Consider the following 20,744-nt stretch of genomic DNA (forward strand, 5'->3'; position numbering starts at 1 on the left):
CGGGTCTTCCCCGACCCTCCCCGGCTCTTCCTATCTGACGAGCCGTCAGCTTCAATGGAAGGGTGATGGGACACGCAGGGGCGGCGGCCGCCGCCGTCCGGTACCTGGGGTCGGCCGCTTCGGCGGGGCCGGTGGAGGCGCTGCCGCGCCCGGAGTTGCGGTGTGTGCGCGCGGACGAGCGGGCGCCGGTCGACCCGGCGGTGTTCCGGCGGGTGCTCGGGAGCTTCCCGACCGGGGTGACCGTGATCACCGCACCGGCCGCGGCGGACGGGGAGTCCCCGGCCGGCTTCGCCTGCCAGTCGTTCTCCTCCCTGTCCCTCGACCCGCCGCTCGTCTGCTTCATGGTCGGCCGCACGTCGGCCACCTGGCCGCGGATCGCCCGCGCGGGCGTCTTCTGCGTCAACGTGCTGAGCGCCGGGCAGGGCGGGCTGTGCCGGGCCTTCGCGGTGAGCGGCGCCGACAAGTTCGCGGGGGTGGCGTACGACGCGGCCCCCGTCTCCGGCGCCCCGCGGCTCGCCGGGGCCGCCGCCTGGATCGACTGCGTGGTGCATGCCGTGCACACCGGGGGCGACCACCTGGTCGTCGTCGGACGGGTGAGCGCCCTCGGTGCGGACGGGGCGGCCGATCCGCTGGTCTTCCACCGGGGCAGGTTCGCCCGGCTCGGCGACGGCTTCTAAGCGGCCGCGAGGACGGGGACCGCCGGACGCCGCCTGATCACCAGGGCCATCAGGGCCGCCGCCGCGCACAGGGTGCCCGCGGCGTACCAGACGATGTCGTAGGAGCCGAAGACGTCCCGGGCGACGCCGCCGAGGAAGGCGACCAGGGCCGCGCCGACCTGGTGCGAGGCGAGCACCCAGCCGAAGACGATGGCGCTGTCCTCACCGTAGTGCTCCCGGCACAGGGCCAGGGTGGGCGGGACGGTCGCCACCCAGTCGAGGCCGTAGAAGACGATGAAGAAGATCATGGGCGGGTGGACCGACGGCCCCAGCAGCATGGGCAGGAAGAGCAGCGAGACACCGCGCAGGGCGTAGTAGACGGCGAGCAGCCGGCGCGGTTCGAAGCGGTCGGTGAACCAGCCGGAGGCGATGGTGCCGACGACGTCGAACACCCCGACCACCGCGAGCAGCGAGGCCGCCGCCGTGACGGGCATGCCGTGGTCGTGGGCGGCGGGCACGAAGTGCGTCTGGACCAGGCCGTTGGTGGAGGCGCCGCAGATCGCGAAGGTACCGGCGAGCAGCCAGAACGGGCCGGTGCGGACGGCGGAGCCGAGCACCGCGAGGGTGCGCCGCGCGGCACCGGTGACCGGCGCCGGCTTGGGCACGAACTCCTCGGCGCCGTACGGCCTCTGGCCCACGTCGGCGGGGTGGTCGCGCAGCAGCAGCCAGACGAAGGGGACGACGGCGAGCGCGGCCAGGGCGACGGTCACGGCGGCCGGGCGCCAGTCGTACGCCTCGACCATCCACGACAGCAGCGGCAGGAAGATGAGCTGCCCGGAGGCGGAGGCGGCGGTGAGGATGCCGCTGACCAGCCCGCGCCGGGTGGTGAACCAGCGGTTGGTGACGGTCGCGGCGAAGGCGAGCGCCATCGACCCCGAGCCGAGGCCGACCAGCAGGCCCCAGCACAGCAGCAGCTGCCAGGCCGCCGTCATCCACACGGTCAGACCGGAGCCGATCGCTATCACCGTCAGCGCGACGGCGACGACCTTGCGGATGCCGAACCGGTCCATCAGCGCGGCGGCGAACGGCGCGGTGAGCCCGTACAGCGCGAGGTTGACCGAGACGGCGGCGCCGATCGTGCCGCGCGACCAGCCGAACTCCTGGTGCAGCGGGTCGATGAGCAGTCCCGGCAGGGAGCGGAAGGCCGCCGCGCCGATGATCGTGACGAAGGTGACGGCGGCGACGAACCAGGCCCGGTGCACACGGCGGTGCCGGGCGGGCGGTGCCTGGACGGGGACGGCGGCTTCGGTTGTCTGAGTCACGTCACAAGAGTGCGGTCACCGGCTCCGCGCAACGAGTGGCCCGGTGGACAGTGTTCGCTAGGATCGGGCCATGAATCTCGGCCAGGACATCCGCCCGCACCGGATCGTCGTCCTCGCGCTGGACGGCCTGCTCCCCTTCGAGCTGGGCATTCCGCACCGGATCTTCGGCCGCCCCCACGACGCCGAGGGCCGGCCCCTGTACGAGGTCGTGACCTGCTCGGTCCGGCCGCCCGGCCCGGTCGAGACCGACGCCGACTTCACGGTGCACGTCCCGAACGGCCCCGAGGCCCTGGCGACGGCCGACACGGTGATCGTCCCGGCGTCGTACGAACTGGGCCCGGTCTACGAGGAGGGCCGGCTCACCGAGGAACTGGCGGCCGCGCTCGCCCTGGTCCGTCCCGGCACCCGCATGGCCTCCATCTGCACCGGCGTCTACGTCCTCGCCGCCGCCGGGTACCTCGACGGCCGCCCGGCGACCACCCACTGGGCCGACGCCGAGCGCTTCCAGCGCCTGTTCCCGCGGATCAGGACGGACGCGGACGTGCTGTTCATCGACGACGGGGACGTGCTCACCTCGGCCGGGGTGGCCGCCGGGATCGACCTGTGCCTGCACATGGTGCGGCGCGACCACGGGACGGCCGTCGCCAACGACGTGGCCCGCCGCACGGTCGTGCCGCCGCACCGCGACGGCGGCCAGGCCCAGTACATCCACCGCCCGGTGCCCGACCCCCAGCTCGCCACGACCACCGCGGCGCGCGCCTGGGCCCTGGGGCGGCTGCACGAGCCGATCCAGCTGCGGGACATGGCGGAGCAGGAGGCGATGTCGGTGCGCACCTTCACCCGCCGCTTCCGCGAGGAGGTCGGGGTGAGCCCCGGCCAGTGGCTCACCCAGCAGCGGGTCGAGCGCGCCCGCCACCTGCTGGAGTCCACCGGTCTCTCGGTCGACCAGGTGGCCCAGGAGGCCGGTTTCGGCACCGCCCAGTCGATGCGCCAGCACCTCCAGGCCGCGCTCGGGGTCACCCCCACCGCCTACCGGCGCACCTTCCGGACCGGCGGCGGCGCCGAGGACCCGGACGGGTTCGCGGCCGCGGTCCCGGCTCAGAAGGTCAGCACCGCCCGCGCCACCCGCCCCGCCTCCGCGTCCGCCCGCGCCTTCTCGAAGTCCTCCACCGGGTAGGCCGCGGTCACCAGCTCGTCCAGCAGCAGGCGGCCCTGGCGGTACAGCTCGGCGTAGAGGGGGATGTCCCGCTGGGGACGGGAGGAGCCGTAGCGGCAGCCGAGGATCGCCTTGTCCAGGAACATCGCGGAGACGACGAAGGACGCCTCGGCGCCCGCCGGTGGCATGCCGAGCAGGACGGCCTGTCCGTGCCGGTCCAGGAGGTCGACCGCCCGGTGGACCAGCTCCACCCGGCCGACGCACTCGAAGACGTGGTCGGCGCCCGTCGGCAGGACGTCCCGCACGCCCTCCGTGGAGGTCAGGAACTCGGTGGCGCCGAACCGCCGGGCCACCGCCTCCTTGGCCGGGTTGGCGTCCACGGCGACGACGGTGAGCGCCCCGGCGAGCCGCGCGCCCTGGAGGACGTTCAGGCCGATGCCGCCCGTGCCGATGACGACGACGCTGTCCCCGCGGTCCACCCGGGCCCGGTTGAGCACAGCGCCGACGCCGGTCAGCACCCCGCAGCCGATCAGCGCGGCCGACGTCAGCGGGACGTCCGCGGGGATCCGCACCGCCTGCACGGCGCGGACGACCGTGCGTTCCGCGAAGGCCGAGTTGCAGGCGAACTGGTACAGCGGCCGGTTCCCCCGGCTGAAGGGCCGGCCGGGGCGGCCGATCGCCTCGCGGCACATCGTCGGGCGGCCCCGGTCGCACTCCGGGCAGGTGCCGCAGTTGGCGAGCGTGGACAGGGCCACATGGTCACCGGGGACGACGTGGGTGACGCCCGCGCCGACCGCCTCCACCACGCCGGCGCCCTCGTGGCCGAGCACCACCGGCACCGGGAACGGGATGGTGCCGTCCACCACCGACAGGTCGCTGTGGCACAGGCCGGCCGCCGCGACCGCCACCCGCACCTCGCCGGGACCCGGCTCCCGCACCGCGAGGTCGTCCACCACCTCGACCCGCGTGCCGTCGAACACCACACCGCGCATCACACGGCCCCCTTCGGCTCTCTGGGCAGGCCGAGCACCCGCTCGGCGATGATCGTGCGCTGGACCTGGTCGGAGCCGCCGTAGATGGTGTCGGCCCGGGAGAAGAGGAACAGGTGCTGCCCGGCGTCGAGTTCGTACGGCGCCTCGGGCGACCAGTCGGCCGGGCCGGCCGCCGCCGCGGCGCCCCGTACCCCCACCGCCAGCTCCCCGAGCCGCTGGTGCCAGTCGGCCCACAGCAGCTTGGCCACGCTGGGCGCGCCGGAGTCCGCGGAACCGCCGAGGGTGCGCAGCGCGTTCCAGCGCATGGTGCGCAGTTCGGCCCACTGGCGCACCAGCCGGGCGCGCATCACCGGGTCGTCGGCGGCGCCGGTGCGCACGGCCGTCTCGACGACCCGCGCCAGCTCCTCGGCGAACCCGATCTGCTGCGCCAGCGTCGACACCCCGCGCTCGAAGCCCAGCAGGCTCATCGCCACCCGCCAGCCCTGCCCCTCGCCGCCGACGACGTGCCCGGCGGCCGCGTGCGCCCCGTCGAAGAAGACCTCGTTGAAGTCGCTGGTGCCGGTCAGCTGGCGGATGGGCCGGACCTCGATGCGGCCGGGCTGGTCCATGGGGACCAGCAGGAAGCTCAGCCCGTGGTGGCGGCGGCTGGCCGGGTCCGTGCGGGCCAGCACGAAGCACCAGTCGGCCTCGTGCGCGAGGGAGGTCCAGATCTTCTGGCCGGTGATCCGGTAACGCCCGCCCTCGCGTACCGCCACCGTGCGCAGGGCGGCCAGGTCGGAGCCCGCGCCGGGTTCGCTGTAGCCCTGGCACCACAGTTCCTCGCCGGCCGCGACGGGCGGCAGGAAGCGGTTCTTCTGCTCCTCGGTGCCGTGGGCGATGAGGGTCGGGGCGAGCAGGTTCTCCCCGATGTGCCCGGAGCGCGGGGGCGCGGCGGACCGGGCGTACTCCTCGGCCCAGGCGACCTGCTGGGTGAGCGGGGCGCTGCGGTTGCCGTACCCGGCCTCGGGCCAGCCGAGGCCGATCCAGCCGGCGGTGCCGAGCGTCCGCTCCCAGCCGCGGCGCTCCGCGCCCGGAGCCGCGTGCGCCGCCAGCCAGGCCCGGGCCTCGGCCCGGAACGCCTCGTCCTCGGGCGTGAATCCAAAGTCCACAGCGCCTCCTCGGCGTCGGTCAGGCGTTGGGCCGGGAGCCCTCCCGGGCCGCCTGCTCCATCGCCTCCAGGCGGGCCAGCATCGGCATCGGGTCCACCCCCACCGAGCCCGGCAGGAACCGGGCGATGGTCTGCGGCGTCCAGCCGCCGGGGGCGTACGCGGCACGCAGCTCGCGGGGCTGGGCCCACACCGCGAGCTTCGGCCCGGCGATCGTGTACACCTGGCCCGTGATCCGCTGCTCCGCCGCCTGCCGGGACAGCAGGTAGACCACCAGCGCGGCCACGTCCGCCGGCTCGCCGATCTCCGCCAGCTCCATCGGCACGCCGGCCGACATCCGGGTACGGGCCACGGGCGCGACGGCGTTGGCGGTCACCCCGTACTTGTGCAGCCCCAGGGCGGCGCTGCGCACGAGCGAGATGATCCCGCCCTTCGCGGCGCTGTAGTTGGCCTGCGCGACCGAGCCCTGGTGGTTGCCGCTGGTGAAGCCGATCAGGGTGCCGGACCGCTGCCCGCGCATGACGGCGGAGGCGGCCCGGAAGACGGTGAAGGTGCCCTTGAGGTGGGTGGCGACCACCTGGTCCCACTCCTCCTCGGACATGTTGAACAGCATGCGTTCGCGCAGGATGCCGGCCACGCAGACGGCCCCGTCGATGCGGCCCCAGGCGGACAGGGCGGCGTCGACGACCCGCTGCCCGCCCGCCATCGTGGAGATGTCGTCGGCGACCGCGACCGCCTCGCCGCCGGCCGCCTCGATCTCCTTGACGACCCCGTCGGCGATCTCGCTCGTCGGCGAGGACCCGTCGGTGGACACCCCGTAGTCGTTGACGACGACCCTGGCTCCCTCGGCCGCCGCCGCGAGGGCGACCGCGCGTCCGATGCCCCGTCCGGCGCCCGTCACGGCGACCACCTTGTCGGTCAAGAAGTTCCCCACGCCCGGCCCCTTCCCGAAGTTTCTGACGGACCGTTAGATTTTATGGCGCGTCAGCTGCGCGGACACAAGCCCCGGGGAGGCACCGGATGTCACGGCCGACACTGCATCCCGCGTTCGACGACATCGCCAAGCGCGTGAACAACTGGGGGCGTTGGGGGGCGGACGACGAGATCGGCACGCTCAACCTGGTCACCGGCGAGGTGGTGCGCGAGGCGGCGGCCTGCGTGCGCTCCGGGCACCGGGTCCCGCTCGCCCTGCCGCTGCGCCAGGACGGGGTGCAGACGGGCGTGATCCCGGGGCGGGTCAACCCGCTGCACGCCATGGTGCAGATCAACCAGGAGGTCTTCGGGCCGGGCACGGTGGCGTGCAGCGACGACACGGTGACGATGGGCCTCCAGGCAGGCACCCACTGGGACGCGCTGACCCACGTGTCGCACTCGGGCACGCTCTACAACGGCCGCCCGGCGCACACGGTGACCGCGCACGGGGGTGCGGAGTTCGCCGGCATCGACAAGGCCCGGCACGTCGTCTCGCGCGGGGTGCTGCTGGACGTGGCACGCGCGCACGGCACGGACCGGCTGCCGGGCGGGCACGCGGTCACGCCGGAGGACCTGGAGGCGGCGGAGGAGTTCGGCCGGGTGCGGGTGCGGGCCGGGGACGTGGTCCTGGTGCGGACCGGGCAGGTGCGGGCGTACCTGGCCGGGGACCGGCACGGGTACGGCTATCCGTCCCCGGGCCTCTCGGTGCGCTGTCCGGAGTGGTTCCACGCGCGCGACGTGGCGGCGGTCGCGAACGACACGCTCACCTTCGAGGTGTTCCCGCCCGAGATCGAGGACCTGTGGCTGCCCGTGCACGCCCTGGACCTGGTGGAGATGGGGATGCTCCAGGGCCAGAACTGGAATCTCGAAGAGTTGTCCACAGCCTGTGGAGAAGCGGGCCGGTACGCGTTCCTGCTGTCGGCGATGCCGGAGCCGTTCGTCGGCGCGACGGGCACACCGGTGGCGCCGGTCGCCGTGCTGTGAGGTCCGCCGTGCTGTGAGGTCCGCAGCACCGTGCAGTCCGCAGCGCCACGGGATCAGGCGGATTCGGAGGTCCGGTCGGCGGCGCGCCCCCGCCTTCCGGCCTCGCGCCGCCCCCGGTGCGACCCGCACTCGACGAGGACCACCGCCGAGCGGGCCCTCGCCGTCCCCTCGCGGCGAATCGACGCCCACCAGCGTGTTCGATCACTCACGAGCCGTCAACAGCGGTGAGGTGAATCGTCACTTATGGCCGTTTCGCAGGGGCAGCGCACGGATGCACCCCCGGCGCACACCGCGCCGGGCGCCTACACCGCCTCGAAGGCGAAGTCCTCGTACGCGGACAGACCGCCCCCGTACGCCGCGGCCGCACCCTGCCCGGGCCGTGAGCAGCGGTCCAGCTCGCACCAGATGCTCTTGCCCGAACCCTCCGGGCTCCAGCCCCAGCGGTCGGCCAGGCAGTCGACGAGGGCCAGGCCCCGGCCGCCGGTGGCGTCACTGCCCGCGCAGCGCGGGACGGGCGCGCGGGAGCTGCTGTCGGCCACCTCCAGGCGCACCGTGGCGGCGGCCGGCTCGGCCGCGGCGCCGGGCAGGGAGAGCCGCAGCACCGCCGGACGGCCGGTGTGCACCACGGCGTTGGTCACCAGCTCGGAGACGAGCAGGACCAGTGTCTCGGCCAACGCCTCGTCGGCCTGTATCCCGAGCCCGGCGAGACGCGAGCGGGCCCACCGCCTCGCCCGCCCCACCTCCGTGGGGTCGGGCCGGATCTCCAGCTGCACTTGAAGCACCTGCACCGCTCACACCATCCGAACCGGCGGACTCATGGCCCCGCGCCACGCGGACACCACGGCGGAAGCCGTGACGCACAGCACGACGAGGGCCACGATCGTAGCCATTTTCTGCATGGCCAGGACAACGGCCAGAGCAAGGGTCACGGAACGTGATTTCCTTGCGAGACAGCATGGTTGACGTACAGTCACCCCAACAAGCGCTTCGGGCATATTCCAGCGCGAAGGAGTACGCGTGCGGCATACTGTGCGACGCGTGTGCCGGGGAGTCGAACAGGCGGCGCGACAAGCCCTTACCGCCCTGCGAGCAGCGGCGCGCACCGGGCGTCCCGGGGACGCCCCAGGGGCATCACCGGCACGGTTCGTGCTCGTAGCCACTCGCATCTCACCCAAGGTACCCGAGCGGGCACCCGACTCCGGGCCGTGACGAGTCGCGCGAAGGACACAACCCGGTATCGACGCTCCGTGATGCGGGCGCGCCACGATCCGCGACATCCTGGGCCATCACCTCACCGGCCGTTCCGCCGGGGCGCCCCGCGCTACGGCCCGGACAGCAGATCGGCGGCAAGCGCTTCCTCGGCGACCGCCCCGCCGCCGCCCCGCCGCGCCCGCACCCAGGCACGCTTGAGATGCAGATGGACCTCCGCCTCCCAGGTGAAGCCCATGCCGCCGTGCACCTGGAGGCAGTCGCGGGTGCCCCGCAGGGCGGCCTCGTCGGCGAGCAGCCGGGCCGCGGCGACGTCCGCGGGAGCGGCGGTCACGGCGGCCGCGTAGACGGCGGCGCGGGCCGTCTCGGCGCGCACCAGCATGTCGGCGCACAGGTGTTTGACCGCCTGGAAGGCCCCGATCGGCCGCCCGAACTGTTCCCGCGCCCGGGCGTGTTGCACGGCCATTTCGCACGCGCGCGCGGCCGTGCCGAGCTGCTCGGCGGCGGTGAGCAGCACGGCCACCGGCTCCGCCGTGCCGCCGCCGGCCGCCCCGGGCACCCGGTGCAGCGGGGTGAGCGGGTCGGCCGAGCGCAGCGGCACGGCCCCGGTGGGGTCCCCGAGCACAGCGTCCGCCGCGTCCAGCCACTCCACCAGCGGGCCGTCCACACCGGCCACCACGGTCCGACCGGTGGCGGCCCCCGGCACGGTCCCCGCCGCGAGATGGGTCGCCAGCAGCGGGCCCGGCAGCAGGGCGCGGCCGGTCTCCTCGAAGACCAGCACCGCCTCGGGCAGCCCGAGGCCGGCCCCGCCCTCGGTCTCGGGCAGCCGCAGCGCGAACAGGCCCGCCGCGCCCAGCTCCCGCCACAGCTCCCGGTCCAGCCGGGCCGGCCCGGCCGCCGCCGCGCGCAGGGCGCCCGCGTCCCACCGGCGCTCCAGCAGCCGCCGTACCCAGGTCCGCAACGCCTGCTGGTCCTCGGTGAGTCGGAAGCGCACGGTCATCGTCCCTTCGGCAGGCCGAGCACGCGCTCGGCGACGATGTCGCGCTGGATCTGCGAGGTGCCCGCGGCGATGGTGTACGACAGCGAGGAGAGCCGGTCCAGGACCCAGGGCCGGTCCAGGTCGAGTCCGTCGGGGCCGAGCACGTCGGCGGCGGTGTCGTAGAGCTCCTGGCGGGCGTGCGAGTACCTGAGCTTGAACACGGAGCCGCCGGCGCCCGGCACGCCTCCGCTCGCCTCCGCCTCGCTGACGTTCCACTGGGTCAGACGCCACAGCGCGCGGAACTCGGCGGCCAGCCGGCCGATCCGGCGGCGCAGCACGGGGTCGTCCCAGCGGCCGTTGTCCCGTGCGGCGCGGGCGAGTTCGCCCAGCACCCGGCGGCAGGCGACGACCTCGCCGACGAAGGCGGTGCCGCGCTCGAAGGACAGCGTCACCAGGGTGACCCGCCAGCCGTCGTTCTCCTCCCCCACCCGGTTGGCGGCCGGCACCCGGACCTCGTCCAGGAACACCTCGGCGAACTCGGCCGATCCGGCGAGGGTGCGCAGCGGCCGTACGGTGACACCGTCGGCGTCCATGGGCATGGCCAGCCAGGTGATGCCCCGGTGCCGGGGCGCCCGGGGATCGGTGCGGACCAGCAGTTCGCACCAGTCGGCGACCTCGGCGTGCGAGGTCCAGATCTTGGACCCGCTCACCACGTAGTCGTCGCCGTCGCGCCACGCGCGCGTGCGCAGCGCGGCGAGGTCGGATCCGGCGTCCGGTTCACTGAACCCCTGGCACCACACCTCGTCGCCGCGCAGGATGTGCGGCAGCCAGCGGGCCCGCTGGGCGGGGGTGCCCTCGGCGGCGATGGTGGGTCCCGCGTGCAGCAGTCCGACGAAGTTCGCGCCCACGTAGGGGGCGCCGGCCCGCTCGGTCTCCTCCAGGAAGATGAGCCGGGTGGTCGGGGAGGCGCCCCAGTGCACGTCGGCGTACCCGGCGTCGTGGAGCGTGCGCTGCCAGCCGAGGTCGTAGGCGCGGCGGCCGGGCCAGTCGTCCGGGGACGGCCGGGCCGGCAGGGTGGGCAGCACCTTGGCCAGCCACTCCCGCAGCCGGGCCCGGAACTCCTCCTCCTCGGGCGTGTCCGACAGGTCCATCAGTCGTCGAGGTCCAGGCCGAGCATGCGGATGGCGTTGCCCCGCATCAGCTTGCGCACGGTCTCGTCGTCCAGGCCCTTCACGTGGTCGAGGGCGACCTCCTTGGTGTGCGGGAAGGTCGAGTCGACGTGCGGGTAGTCGGTCTCGAAGGTGGCGTTGTCCCGTCCGACCACGTCCAGGGACGCCACCCCGTGCCGGTCGCGGAAGAAGCAGCAGAAGATCTGCCGGTAGTAGTACGTCGACGGCGGCTCCGGGACCAGGTCGCGCACCCCGCCCCAGGCGCGGTGCTCCTCCCACACGTCGTCGGCGCGCTCCAGGGCGTACGGGATCCAGCCCATCTGCCCCTCGGAGTAGGCGAGTCTGAGGGCGGGGAAGCGCACCAGCACGCCGCTGAAGAGGTAGTCCGTCATCGAGGCCATCGCGTTGTTGAAGCTGAGCGCGGCCTGGACGGCGGGCGGCGCGTCCGGGGAGGCGGCGGGCATCTGGGAGCTGCTGCCGATGTGCATGTTGACGACCGTCCCCGTCTCCTGGCACACCGCGAAGAAGGGGTCCCAGTGGCCGGAGTGGATGGACGGCAGCCCGAGGTGGGTGGGGATCTCGGAGAAGGTCACCGCCCGCACCCCGCGCCGGGCGTTGCGGCGGATCTCCGCGACGGCCAGCTCCACGTCCCACAGCGGGATCAGGCACAGCGGGATCAGGCGGCCCCCGCTGTCCCCGCACCACTCCTCCACCATCCAGTCGTTGTAGGCCCGGACGCAGGCGAGGGCGACCTCCTTGTCGTGCGCCTCGGCGAAGGTCTGCCCGCAGAAGCGGGGGAAGGTCGGGAAGCAGAGGCTGGCCTCGACGTGGTTGAGGTCCATGTCGGCGAGCCGGGCCTTCGGGTCCCAGCAGCCGCGCCGCATCTGCTCCCGGGTGATCCCCTCCAGGGTCATCTCGTCGCGGTCGAAGCCGACGGCGGCGATGTTGCGCTTGTACGGGAACTTGAGGTCCTCGTAGATCCACCAGTCGGTCGGCTGGCCGTCCGGGTCCATGGTGATCTGGTACTTGCCGCCGACGTAGGCCAGTTCCCCGATCCCGGCGGTCAGCGGCTTGGGCCCGCGCTCCCGGTACTTCGCCGGGAGCCAGGTCTCGAAGAGGTGGGCGGGCTCGATCACATGGTCGTCGACGCTGACGATGCGCGGCAGTTCGGTCATGGGTCCCCCACCTGTCGATCCGCTTGATCTGATGGGCCGTCAGATACTCCGTCGCCAGCAGGCTAGCCCGCACCCCCTGGACCGACAAGGCGCACGGCCCTACGCTCTGCGCACGATCTGACGCATCGTCAGCTTTGGGGGCAGACGTGAACGACACCGCACACGCCCTGAGCGCCTCGCGCACCCTCTGGGAGCTGGTGGACCGCCGGGCCCGCCTCACCCCCGCCCTGCCCGTGCTGCTCCAGGACGAGCGCCGGCTGACCTTCGGCGGGCTGCGGAGCCGTGCCGAGCGGGTCGCGGCCGGGCTGTACGGCATGGGCGTGCGCCCGGGCACGGTGGTCGCCTGGCAACTGCCCACCCGCATCGAGACGGCCGTGTTGTCCTTCGCGCTGGCCCGGCTGGGCGCCGTGCAGTCCCCGGTCAACCCGTTCTACCGGGACCGCGAGGTCGGCTTCGCGCTGCGGGAGTCCCGCGCGGAGTTCTTCGCCGTACCGGGCGTCTGGCGCGGCCACGACCACACGGAGATGGCCCGGCGGCTCGGCGCCAAGGGCGTCTTCGAGGCGTACGACGACCTGCCCGACGGCGACCCGTCGGTGCTCCCGGCCCCGCCGGCCGACGGCACCTCGGTCCGCTGGATCTACTGGACCTCCGGGACGACCTCCGACCCCAAGGGCGTGCTGCACACCGACCGTTCGCTGATCGCGGGCGGCTCCTGCCTGGCCCACGCCCTGCGGCCGCGCCCGGACGACGTGGGCTCGATGGCCTTCCCCTACGCCCACATCGGCGGGCCCGACTACACGGTCATGCTGCTGCTCTACGGCTTCCCGGCGGTGATGTTCGAGCAGTTCGCGCTGCCGGACGCGCTGGAGGGGTACCGGCGCCACGGGGTGACGGTGGCCGGGGGCTCCACCGCCTTCTACTCCATGTTCCTGGCCGAGCAGCGCCGGCGGCCGGGGGCGAAGGTGATCCCCACCCTGCGCCTGCTCGCGGGCGGCGGGGCCCCGAAGCCCCCGGAGGTCTACCACGCCGTCGTGCGCGAGATGGGGGTGCAGCTCACCCACGGGTACGGCATGACGGAGGTGCCGATGATCACGATGGGCGACCCCGAGGACACGCCGGAGAACCTCGCGACGACCGAGGGGCGCCCGCCCGCGGGCATGCGGATCCGGATCGTGGACGGCGAGGTGCGGCTGCGGGGCGAGGCCGTGTGCCGGGGCTATCTGGACCCCGCCCAGACGGCGGCGGCCTTCGACGAGGAGGGCTACCTGCGCACCGGCGACCTGGGCCGGCTGACCGGCTCCGGGCACCTCGTGCTCACCGGGCGGCTGAAGGACGTGATCATCCGCAAGGGCGAGAACATCTCGGCCAAGGAGATCGAGGACCTGCTCGCCGCGCACCCGCGGGTGGCGGACGCGGCGGTGATCGGCCTGCCGGACGCCGAGCGCGGCGAGCTGGTGTGCGCGGTGGTCGAACCGCCGCCCGGCGCACCGGGACCGACCCTCGCGGAGACGGTCGCGTACCTGCGGGCGGCGGGGCTGTCCGTCCACAAGCTGCCGGAGCGTGTGGAGGTGGTGGACGCCCTGCCGCGCAACGAGACGCTGCGCAAGGTGCTCAAGTACAAGCTGCGCGAGCGGTTCGCGCGGCCGGCTACTCGGGAACCGTGAAGTACCGCGCGAACGCCGGCACGATCTCCGCCTCGCCGACCCTGCCGTCGCCGTCCGCGTCGAGGGCGGCGGCGACCGTGTGGGCGACGTTCTCCGGCACGTGGAAGACCCGCAGGACGCGGACGGTGTCGGAGACGGTGGCCCGTCCGTCGCCGTCCGGGTCCGCCACGGCCAGGGACGCGTGCAGGAAGGGGCGGGCGATCTCGGCGAAGCGCTCGGGGTTGTCGCGCAGCCGCTTGACCGCGCCGGTGACGAACTCCTCGCGGGAGATGCGCTGGTCGCCGTCCCGGTCCGCGATGCCCGCCATGCCCTGCCAGAACGCCTCGGCACCGGCGTACAGCGCCTGGCCGCGGTCGGAGCGGGCGGGCACGGCGAACTCGGCGAGCAGGGCCTTGGCCGCGGCGTTGAAGTCCGCGCGGTCGATCCAGCCGTTGCCGTCCTGGTCGAAGGTGGCGAACCGGGCGGCGATCCTGCGCTCGTACTCGGTGCTGACCATGTCTGTTCGGGCCGCCTTAGGTAGACGTGGGGGTCGATCTGGCAGGGAGCGTACGACGTGGGCGGCGGCCAGGTGACGAAAAGGCGGCCGTTGTGCCAAGACCGGGGGAATTCCGCGACGACTTCGTGCCGATCGGCGCGGGGGCGGCGGACGCGGGGCGAACGGGCACGGCCCGGCTCGCGGGGAGGGCCTGGAGAGGCCGGGAAGGTTCGGGAAGGACCGGGAGAGGAGAGGGCCCGGCGGGGCTCGGACGAACCCGGGAGGGCCCGGACGGGAGGGTCCGGGTGGAGGGTCAGGCGGAGAGCGGGTCCGCCTCGTCGGTGACGGCGGACGCGACGTCCGGGCGGACGTCGAACAGGCGGCGGACGCCGAGCGCGCCGAGCACCCGGTTGACGTGGGAGCCGTCCTCGGCGCCCCGGTCCGGCAGGATCAGCCGCAGCCGGCCCTGACAGGAGCGGATCAGCCGGCGCGCCGCGATCAGCACGCCGACCCCGCTGGAGTCGCAGAAGAAGACCTCGGAGAGGTCGAGGACCAGGCTGTGGTGGCCCTCCGCGACCACGTCGTGCACGCGCTGGCGCAGGGCCGGGGAGGTCACCAGGTCCAGTTCCCCGGACACCTGGAGCACGGCCCACTCGCCTTCTTCGACGCCGGTCACCCTGAATGTCACGGCCACGCCCCTCCGCTCGCCGGAACTCTTGGAACCGCCCGGAAACGGAAGCAGTTCCTACGTTTCTTTCCGCGCGGCTGCCCAGCGGCCGTTCCCTGAAACTTTCCGCAGCAAACCGCGCGCGATCAACAAAGGGCTTCTTTCAGTCACTATCGATCCCGTTCGATCGCAGATTGGCCCGCATTGCGTGAAGGTTGTGTGAAGGGGGCACTATCACCTGCGACGCTTCCAGGGGCGCACATTGACACAAAGGGGCGTGCGCTGTCGGACGTGCCGACTACATTCGAGAGGGCAGTACGGAGACGCTGGACGAGCCGGACGAGACCGAGGGGAGGGCAGCATGGCGCACAAGGACGTACCGCCCCGCTGGGACCGCAAGATGCAGCAGCGGCTCGCGCGGGGTGAGGCGGCGGCGCTCGGCGAGCTGTACGACCGGTTCGCCTCGCTGGTGCACAGCCTCGCCCACCGCGTCCTGGGGGACGAACGGGCGGCCGACGGCGTCACCCGGGAGGTCTTCGCCCATGTCTGGGAACACCCCGACAGCTACGACCCCAAACAGGGCCCGCTGCGCTCCTGGGTGGCCGCCGTGACCCACCGGCTGGCCGTGCAACGGCTGCGCGCCACCGAGACGGCCGCGCTCACCCGGGGCGGCAGCGACCGCGCCGACGACGGTGCGGACGAACCCGGGAGGCTGGAGAGCCTGGAGAGCAAGGTGCGCCGCGCCTCGGTCGCCGCCCGCGCCGACTACATCGTCCACTCCATGCCCGCCCCGCTGCGCGCCGCCCTCGAACTGGCCTACTTCCAGCGCCGCGACTACCGCCAGACCGCGGCCGACCTCGGGGTCACCGAGGACGAGGCCCGCCGCCGGCTCCGCCTCGGCCTCCAACTGCTGTCCACCGCCCCCGACGCGGGCACCCCGCCGGGCTACGGGGGTGCGGTGTGAGCGGCACCGGAGGCTTCGGGGCGCACGACGGCCACGAGCGGGACGGCCACGACGAGTGGACCGAGTGGCACCAGGGACCCGACGAGCGCGGCCCGTTCGGCGACGCGCGCGGGACGGACCACGGCGCCGGTGCCGTGCCGCCCGGCGCCGGCGGCTTCGGACCCGACCGGTCGCCGCACCGGATACCGCTGCCCCGCGCCTCCGTCGAGGACGGCGGACAGCCACTGCCCGACCTGGCCGACCTGGGGGACCCCGCAGCCGTGCCGCTCGACCTGTCGCACGACGTCCTGAAGTCGCTCCTCGGCGCCTGGGCCCTGGCCGCCTGCTCGGCCGCCGAGACCGCGGCCGTGGAGGAACACCTGGGCGCCTGCGGCGCCTGCGCGGAGGAGGCGCTGCGGCTGCGCGAGGCGGTCGGACTGCTGCACCAGCCCGAGAGCCTGGACCTCGACCCCGCCCTGCGCACCCGCGTCCTGGAGAGCTGCCTCGACCGCCGGCCGCCGCACATCCCGGTGCCCGAGTGGGCGGCCGCCTACGACGCCGAGACCGCGCGCCTGGACGCGCTGCTCCAGGACTTCGGGGACGCCGAGTGGCACGCGCCGGTGCGCCTGCGCTGGTTCGAGGCCGACGCGGCCACGAGCCGGCGCACCACCGTCGCCGGGGTGATCGCCCATCTGCTGACGGTGGACGGGCTGGTCGCGGTGGCGCTCGGCCTGGAGGACCCGCTGGCCGGACTCGCCGGGGGCGCGCCGGAGGCCGTGGGCCCGGCGGCCCGGACCGAGGCGTTCTGGCGCGCCTCCCACTTCCCGCCGACACGTTCGGTGCGCGGGCCCTGGCGCGAGCAGAGCCACGGCATCGTACGGACGGTGTCCTTCACGGGCAGCACCGCCGGCGGACTCGAAGTCCCCTACGGCGAGTTCGCGCTGCCGCTGCACGACGCCATGCTGGACCGCGCCTTCGAGTGCTGGATGCACGCCGAGGACATCGCCGAGGCGGTGGACTACCCCTACGAGCCGCCCGCGCCACGGCACTTGAACAAGATGATCGACCTCGCGGCCCGGATGCTGCCGGTCGCGCTGGCCGAGCGGCGCCGGACCGGGCTGTCCGCCCCCGGCCGCACCCCGCACCTCGTACCCGCGGGGGCACCGGGGCGCAGCCTGCGGCTGGAGATCGAGGGCGCGGCCGGCGGGGAGTGGCTGATCCCGCTGGACTCACCGGCCGCGGTGGGCTCCGCCGACCACGAGGTGGCCCATGTCGCCCTGGACGGTGTGGAGTTCTGCCGCCTGGCGGCGGGCCACGTGCCACCGGAGGAGGCCGCGGCGGGACAGCTGGGCGACCGCGAGGCGATCAGGGACGTGCTGTTCGCCGCGGCGGGCCTGAGCCGACTGTGAGTCGGGGGCGGGTTCAGTGGACGGAGAAGCCGCCGTCCACGAAGACCGACTGGCCGGTGACGTAGGCGGAGGACGGACCGGCGAGGAAGACGGCCGCGCCCGCGAAGTCCTCGGCCAGTCCGTTGCGTCCGACCAGGGTGCGCTCCGCGAGTGCCGCCACCTTCCGCTCGTCGGACGACAGCCGCGCGTTGAGCGGCGTCATGACGAAGCCCGGCACCAGCGTGTTGCAGGTGACGCCGTGCGGCGACCACGCCTCGGCCTGGGAGCGGGCCAGCGACTCCAGCGCTCCCTTGGAGACGCCGTAGGCGCCGCTCTGCACGAAGGCCCGGTGCGCCTGCTGCGAGGTGATGTGGATGATCCGGCCGTAGCCGCGCTCGGCCATGCCGGGCCCGAACCGCTGTCCCAGCAGGAAGGGCGCCTCCAGGTTCAGGGTCATGGTGGCGTCCCAGACGTCCTCGCCCAGCTCGCCCATCGGCGGCCGCAGGTTGACCCCGGCGCAGTTGACCAGGATGTCCGGCTCGCCGAACACCCCGGCCGCCTCGTCGGCCGCCGCGCGGATCCCGTCCCGGGTGCTCAGGTCACCGCTCACCCAGGCCGCCCGGCAGCCCCCGGCCACCAGCTCGTCGACCGTCTCGGCCAGCTGCGCCTTCCCGCGGGCCACGACCACCACGCTCGCGCCGGCGCGGGCCAGCGCCCCGGTGATGGCCCGGCCGATGCCGGAACTGCCGCCGGTCACCACGGCGACCCGGCCGTCCAGCGAGAACAGGTGGGAGAGGTAGGCGGCTGACGTCATGGGCGCAGCCTAGACGGCACGGGACGGGCGGCGCCGACGGGGCGGGCGGCCCCGCGCTCAGGCGAAGACGACCGTGCGGCGCCCGTTGAGCAGGATCCTGCGCTCCGCGTGCCACTTCACCGCGCGCGCCAGCGCCTGGCACTCCACGTCCCGCCCGATCGCGACGAGCTGGTCCGGGGTCACACCGTGCCCCACCCGCTCGACCTCCTGCTCGATGATCGGGCCCTCGTCGAGGTCGGCGGTGACGTAGTGCGCGGTCGCGCCGATCAGCTTCACGCCCCGGGTGTGCGCCTGGTGGTAGGGCTTGGCGCCCTTGAAGCTCGGCAGGAACGAGTGGTGGATGTTGATGATCCGGCCGCTGAGCCGCTTGCACAGGTCGTCCGAGAGGACCTGCATGTAGCGGGCGAGGACGACCAGCTCGACGTCCTCCTCGCGGACGATCTCCAGCAGCCGCGCCTCGGCGTCCGCCTTGGTCTCCCTCGTCACCGGGATGTGGTGGAAGGGGACGTTGTAGGAGCCGACCAGCTCCTGGAAGTCGGTGTGGTTCGACACCACGGCCGCGATCTCGACCGGCAGGGCGCCGATCCGCGTCCGGAACAGCAGGTCGTTCAGGCAGTGCCCGAACTTGCTGACCATCAGGACGATGCGCATCTTCTCGTCGGCCCGGTTGATCTGCCAGTCCATGTGGAAGGAGTCGCCGATCGCCGCGAAGCTCGCCCGCAGTTTGTCCACCGTGACCGGCGCCTCGCCGGAGAAGTGGACGCGCATGAAGAACAGGCCCGTGTCGTGGTCGCCGAACTGCTGGCTGTCCTCGATGTTGCAGCCGGTCATGAACAGGTAGCTGGACACGGCGTGCACGATGCCCTGTTTGTCCGGGCAGGAGAGGGTGAGGACGTACTGGTCCGCCGGGTCGTCGGCGGCGCGCGCGGGCTGCTCGTTCATGCGCTCGTTCATGCACCAAAGGGTCCCACAAGGACCCCCCGCCACGGGCACTCGTCCGCAGGGCGGACGGGTGGCCGGACGGGACGGACGGCCCGGCGGCCGGCGACCGCGGGCCACCGGGCCGCGGGCCGCTAGGCCGTCCTCGTCATGATCCGCAGCACTTCCAGGCTGCGCGGCGTCGCCTCGGGGTCGTCGCCGTCACTGGCCGCCAGGCGCAGGTGCGCGTCCCGGGCCGCCCGCACCGCCTCCGGCCACGCGTGGTGGTCGAGGTAGGCGGAGACCGGCGCGTCCGGGCCGACCTGGTGCATGATCCGCAGCACCCGCAGCACGGCGGTGTCGACGAGCGCCGCCTCCTGGGAGTCCCGGAAGATCGTGCCGACGTACTTCTCCGCGGACCAGTTGTCCAGCCAGGTGTCCTCCACCAGCCGGTAGACGGCGTCCGTGACGTCGCCGTACCCGTCCACGCCGGCCAGCCAGACGTCCCGCTGGAACGCCGGATCGGAGAGCATGTGCAGCGCCGAGCGCACGTTGCTGCGCCAGCGCCACCACGGCATGTCGTTCAGGGGCATGCCGCCCATGGTGGAGGAGCGACGGCCGCGACGGGAAGTGTTCTCCGAACCTTGCACGGTCATCGATCGTACGTTCCTCGCCGCACCGGCCACACGGGCCCCCGTAATTCACCTCGGTGTCACCTTTCGTTGACCGAGGGTCACTCCCGGGTTCGCGGTGTGAGGGAATCGTGCATGTGCATGACCGGCAGGCGACGCTTCCGCAGCACCTTCCCCCTTCCCTTCACCCGGCCCGTCAGAGCCACGGCCCTCGGAGCGGTCGCACTGACCGCCTGTGCGGCGCTCACCGCCGGATGCGGGGTCATCCCCGGTGCCACGGGGGGCTCCGGGGGTGACCCGATCAAGGTCATGACCTGGGCACCGCAGAACACCGACGCCACCAACAAGCCCGGCATGCCCGCCATGGCCCGCGCCTACGGCAAGTGGATCAACGCCCACGGCGGCATCAACGGCCGCAAACTCGAGGTCCTGACCTGCAACGACCACAACGACAGCGTCGGCGCGGCGAAGTGCGCCCGGCGCGCGGCGGCCGAGGGCGCGGTCGCCGTCGTCGGCTCCTACAGCCAGTTCGGCGACTCCTACCTGGCCCCGCTGGAGAGCGCCGGCATCCCCTACATCGGCGGCTACGGGGTCACCAACGAGGAGTTCACCGGCTCCATGTCCTACCCGGTCAACGGCGGTCAGCCCGCCCTGCTGGCCGGTCTGGGCCGGGCGCTGGCCGGCGCCTGCGGCCCGGTCGCGCTGGTCCGCCCCGACAGCATCGCCGGCGACCAGCTGCCCGCCCTGCTCGACTCCGGCCTGAAGGCGGGCCGGCACGCGGCGGCCGAGGACCAGCTCGCCGCCGAGAACGCCACCGCGTACGACGGCCAGGCCGACCAGGCGCTGCGCTCCGCCACCCGGGACACGGCCAGGAAGGGCTGCGTGGTCCCGGCGCTCGGCGACCGCACCGACACCTTCATGGACTCCTTCCGGCGGGCCCGCGACGGCTTCCCCGCCGTGCGCACGGCGACCGTGCTGGGCAGCGTCGACCAGAGCCTGATCGACGCCACCGGCGGGTCGAGCGGCCCGTACGAGGGCGCGTACGTCACCAGCTGGTACCCGCCGGCGTCCGACTCGCGCTGGGACCCGATGAAGAAGGTGATCAGCGAGGAGGCGTTCGGCGACAACCGCATCGACCCCGCCGACGCCGGCGTCCAGACCACCTGGATCGCCTACCTCGTGCTGAAGGCCGTCCTGGAGCGGATCGGCAGCGGCGAGGCGAGCGCCGACACCGTGCGGCACGCCCTCGACGACGACCTGAAGGTGTCCACCGGCGGCCTCACCCCGGCCCTGCACTGGCCCTACGAGGGCAAGCTCGCCGGGCTCGGCCTGCCGCGGCTCGTCAACGCCGACGTGACCCTCCAGGTGGTCCGGGACGGCCGGCTGGTCGCCGCGAGGCGGACCGCGGAGACGGGACTGGAGGGCGGGACCGACATGACGGCCACGCTGGAGAGCGCCGACCTCGACTGAACCGGGCGGCCCGG

General features: G+C 73.7%; 21 protein-coding genes. 7 read left to right on the forward strand and 14 right to left on the reverse strand.

Annotation, left to right across the window (positions count from 1 at the left end; all coding sequences use genetic code 11):
* Window positions 1-65: 65 nt before the first annotated feature.
* On the forward strand, window positions 66-677 hold the full coding sequence (locus B446_RS17020; RefSeq protein WP_020940688.1) for a flavin reductase family protein: 612 nt from the start codon (window positions 66-68) through the stop codon (window positions 675-677).
* Here the strand turns inward: B446_RS17020 and B446_RS17025 are convergent.
* Complete coding sequence (locus B446_RS17025) at window positions 674-1,978, reverse strand: MFS transporter (RefSeq protein ID WP_043475811.1); 1,305 nt, start codon at window positions 1,976-1,978, stop codon at window positions 674-676. The two genes, B446_RS17020 and B446_RS17025, sit on opposite strands and share 4 nt — an antisense overlap.
* A 70-nt stretch (window positions 1,979-2,048) precedes the next feature.
* Here B446_RS17025 and B446_RS17030 point away from each other — a divergent pair, with 70 nt between their 5' ends.
* Window positions 2,049-3,155 (forward strand): GlxA family transcriptional regulator, encoded by a 1,107-nt coding sequence (locus B446_RS17030; protein ID WP_020940690.1) that lies wholly within the window; start codon window positions 2,049-2,051, stop codon window positions 3,153-3,155.
* Here B446_RS17030 and B446_RS17035 read toward each other — a convergent pair.
* From B446_RS17035 to B446_RS17045, 3 genes are read right to left on the reverse strand one after another with little or no spacing between them, the layout of a single operon-like run.
* Complete coding sequence (locus B446_RS17035; protein ID WP_020940691.1) at window positions 3,077-4,126, reverse strand: Zn-dependent alcohol dehydrogenase; 1,050 nt, start codon at window positions 4,124-4,126, stop codon at window positions 3,077-3,079. The genes B446_RS17030 and B446_RS17035 overlap by 79 nt on opposite strands.
* Entirely contained in the window at window positions 4,126-5,274 is a 1,149-nt protein-coding gene (locus B446_RS17040; RefSeq protein ID WP_020940692.1) for an acyl-CoA dehydrogenase family protein, read from the reverse strand. Before B446_RS17040 ends, B446_RS17035 begins: the two co-directional genes overlap by 1 nt.
* 19 nt (window positions 5,275-5,293) lie before the next feature.
* Entirely contained in the window at window positions 5,294-6,205 is a 912-nt protein-coding gene (locus tag B446_RS17045) for an SDR family NAD(P)-dependent oxidoreductase (protein ID WP_020940693.1), read from the reverse strand.
* An 86-nt stretch (window positions 6,206-6,291) separates the two neighbouring features.
* Here B446_RS17045 and B446_RS17050 point away from each other — a divergent pair, with 86 nt between their 5' ends.
* Complete coding sequence (locus B446_RS17050) at window positions 6,292-7,227, forward strand: cyclase family protein (RefSeq protein ID WP_020940694.1); 936 nt, start codon at window positions 6,292-6,294, stop codon at window positions 7,225-7,227.
* Window positions 7,228-7,529: 302 nt separating this feature from the next.
* On the opposite strand, the gene B446_RS17055 is transcribed toward B446_RS17050, so the two are convergent.
* The 5 genes from B446_RS17055 to B446_RS17070 form a co-directional block, all read right to left on the reverse strand.
* Window positions 7,530-8,000: an ATP-binding protein gene (locus tag B446_RS17055; RefSeq protein WP_020940695.1), complete on the reverse strand. Its 471-nt coding sequence runs from the start codon at window positions 7,998-8,000 to the stop codon at window positions 7,530-7,532.
* An 18-nt stretch (window positions 8,001-8,018) separates the two neighbouring features.
* Complete coding sequence (locus B446_RS39235) at window positions 8,019-8,156, reverse strand: hypothetical protein (RefSeq protein ID WP_158506766.1); 138 nt, start codon at window positions 8,154-8,156, stop codon at window positions 8,019-8,021.
* Between the two features lie 392 nt (window positions 8,157-8,548).
* Window positions 8,549-9,430, reverse strand: a complete 882-nt coding sequence (locus B446_RS17060) for an acyl-CoA dehydrogenase family protein (protein WP_043478473.1) — start codon at window positions 9,428-9,430, stop codon at window positions 8,549-8,551.
* Between the two features lie 2 nt (window positions 9,431-9,432).
* Window positions 9,433-10,566, reverse strand: a complete 1,134-nt coding sequence (locus B446_RS17065; RefSeq protein ID WP_020940697.1) for an acyl-CoA dehydrogenase — start codon at window positions 10,564-10,566, stop codon at window positions 9,433-9,435.
* Window positions 10,566-11,759 (reverse strand): amidohydrolase family protein, encoded by a 1,194-nt coding sequence (locus B446_RS17070; protein ID WP_020940698.1) that lies wholly within the window; start codon window positions 11,757-11,759, stop codon window positions 10,566-10,568. Before B446_RS17070 ends, B446_RS17065 begins: the two co-directional genes overlap by 1 nt.
* Window positions 11,760-11,905: 146 nt before the next feature.
* Here B446_RS17070 and B446_RS17075 point away from each other — a divergent pair, with 146 nt between their 5' ends.
* The gene (locus B446_RS17075; RefSeq protein WP_020940699.1) at window positions 11,906-13,423 is read left to right on the forward strand and encodes a class I adenylate-forming enzyme family protein; all 1,518 of its coding nucleotides are present in this window, start codon (window positions 11,906-11,908) and stop codon (window positions 13,421-13,423) included.
* On the opposite strand, the gene B446_RS17080 is transcribed toward B446_RS17075, so the two are convergent.
* Window positions 13,407-13,919 carry an EF-hand domain-containing protein gene (locus tag B446_RS17080; RefSeq protein ID WP_020940700.1) on the reverse strand — a complete coding sequence of 171 codons (513 nt, stop codon included), beginning with the start codon at window positions 13,917-13,919 and terminating at the stop codon, window positions 13,407-13,409. The two genes, B446_RS17075 and B446_RS17080, sit on opposite strands and share 17 nt — an antisense overlap.
* Before the next feature lie 292 nt (window positions 13,920-14,211).
* Window positions 14,212-14,592 carry an STAS domain-containing protein gene (locus B446_RS17085; RefSeq protein WP_043475820.1) on the reverse strand — a complete coding sequence of 127 codons (381 nt, stop codon included), beginning with the start codon at window positions 14,590-14,592 and terminating at the stop codon, window positions 14,212-14,214.
* A 334-nt stretch (window positions 14,593-14,926) separates the two neighbouring features.
* Between B446_RS17085 and B446_RS17090 the strand changes: the two genes are divergently transcribed.
* Both B446_RS17090 and B446_RS17095 read left to right on the forward strand, forming a co-directional pair.
* The gene (locus B446_RS17090) at window positions 14,927-15,529 is read left to right on the forward strand and encodes a sigma-70 family RNA polymerase sigma factor (RefSeq protein WP_020940702.1); all 603 of its coding nucleotides are present in this window, start codon (window positions 14,927-14,929) and stop codon (window positions 15,527-15,529) included.
* A gap of 134 nt (window positions 15,530-15,663) precedes the next feature.
* Window positions 15,664-16,917 carry a zf-HC2 domain-containing protein gene (locus tag B446_RS17095; RefSeq protein WP_106960697.1) on the forward strand — a complete coding sequence of 418 codons (1,254 nt, stop codon included), beginning with the start codon at window positions 15,664-15,666 and terminating at the stop codon, window positions 16,915-16,917.
* 13 nt (window positions 16,918-16,930) lie between these two features.
* On the opposite strand, the gene B446_RS17100 is transcribed toward B446_RS17095, so the two are convergent.
* The 3 genes from B446_RS17100 to B446_RS17110 all read right to left on the reverse strand — a co-directional run bounded on the left by B446_RS17100 (window position 16,931) and on the right by B446_RS17110 (window position 19,284).
* Entirely contained in the window at window positions 16,931-17,710 is a 780-nt protein-coding gene (locus B446_RS17100; protein ID WP_020940704.1) for an SDR family NAD(P)-dependent oxidoreductase, read from the reverse strand.
* A 57-nt stretch (window positions 17,711-17,767) separates the two neighbouring features.
* Window positions 17,768-18,652: a formyltetrahydrofolate deformylase gene (gene purU / locus B446_RS17105; RefSeq protein ID WP_020940705.1), complete on the reverse strand. Its 885-nt coding sequence runs from the start codon at window positions 18,650-18,652 to the stop codon at window positions 17,768-17,770.
* 131 nt (window positions 18,653-18,783) lie between these two features.
* Window positions 18,784-19,284 (reverse strand): SCO4402 family protein, encoded by a 501-nt coding sequence (locus B446_RS17110; RefSeq protein ID WP_043475822.1) that lies wholly within the window; start codon window positions 19,282-19,284, stop codon window positions 18,784-18,786.
* A 117-nt stretch (window positions 19,285-19,401) separates the two neighbouring features.
* Between B446_RS17110 and B446_RS17115 the strand changes: the two genes are divergently transcribed.
* A complete protein-coding gene (locus tag B446_RS17115) occupies window positions 19,402-20,730 on the forward strand; it encodes an ABC transporter substrate-binding protein (RefSeq protein ID WP_078614904.1) in 1,329 nt (442 codons plus the stop codon).
* The last annotated feature ends 14 nt before the right edge of the window (window positions 20,731-20,744 follow it).

Source organism: Streptomyces collinus Tu 365 (assembly GCF_000444875.1).
GTDB lineage: Bacteria > Actinomycetota > Actinomycetes > Streptomycetales > Streptomycetaceae > Streptomyces > Streptomyces collinus_A.

Bases quoted from the DNA above. Each gene is read 5' to 3' on its own strand.
- purU (WP_020940705.1), bottom strand. From the start codon at position 18,652: ATGAACGAGCAGCCCGCGCGCGCCGCCGACGACCCGGCGGACCAGTAC.
- B446_RS17100 (WP_020940704.1), bottom strand. From the start codon at position 17,710: ATGACGTCAGCCGCCTACCTCTCCCACCTGTTCTCGCTGGACGGCCGG.
- B446_RS17110 (WP_043475822.1), bottom strand. From the start codon at position 19,284: ATGACCGTGCAAGGTTCGGAGAACACTTCCCGTCGCGGCCGTCGCTCC.
- B446_RS17090 (WP_020940702.1), top strand. From the start codon at position 14,927: ATGGCGCACAAGGACGTACCGCCCCGCTGGGACCGCAAGATGCAGCAG.
- B446_RS17050 (WP_020940694.1), top strand. From the start codon at position 6,292: ATGTCACGGCCGACACTGCATCCCGCGTTCGACGACATCGCCAAGCGC.
- B446_RS17035 (WP_020940691.1), bottom strand. From the start codon at position 4,126: ATGCGCGGTGTGGTGTTCGACGGCACGCGGGTCGAGGTGGTGGACGAC.
- B446_RS17070 (WP_020940698.1), bottom strand. From the start codon at position 11,759: ATGACCGAACTGCCGCGCATCGTCAGCGTCGACGACCATGTGATCGAG.
- B446_RS17030 (WP_020940690.1), top strand. From the start codon at position 2,049: ATGAATCTCGGCCAGGACATCCGCCCGCACCGGATCGTCGTCCTCGCG.
- B446_RS17020 (WP_020940688.1), top strand. From the start codon at position 66: ATGGGACACGCAGGGGCGGCGGCCGCCGCCGTCCGGTACCTGGGGTCG.
- B446_RS17080 (WP_020940700.1), bottom strand. From the start codon at position 13,919: ATGGTCAGCACCGAGTACGAGCGCAGGATCGCCGCCCGGTTCGCCACC.
- B446_RS17065 (WP_020940697.1), bottom strand. From the start codon at position 10,566: ATGGACCTGTCGGACACGCCCGAGGAGGAGGAGTTCCGGGCCCGGCTG.
- B446_RS17115 (WP_078614904.1), top strand. From the start codon at position 19,402: ATGACCGGCAGGCGACGCTTCCGCAGCACCTTCCCCCTTCCCTTCACC.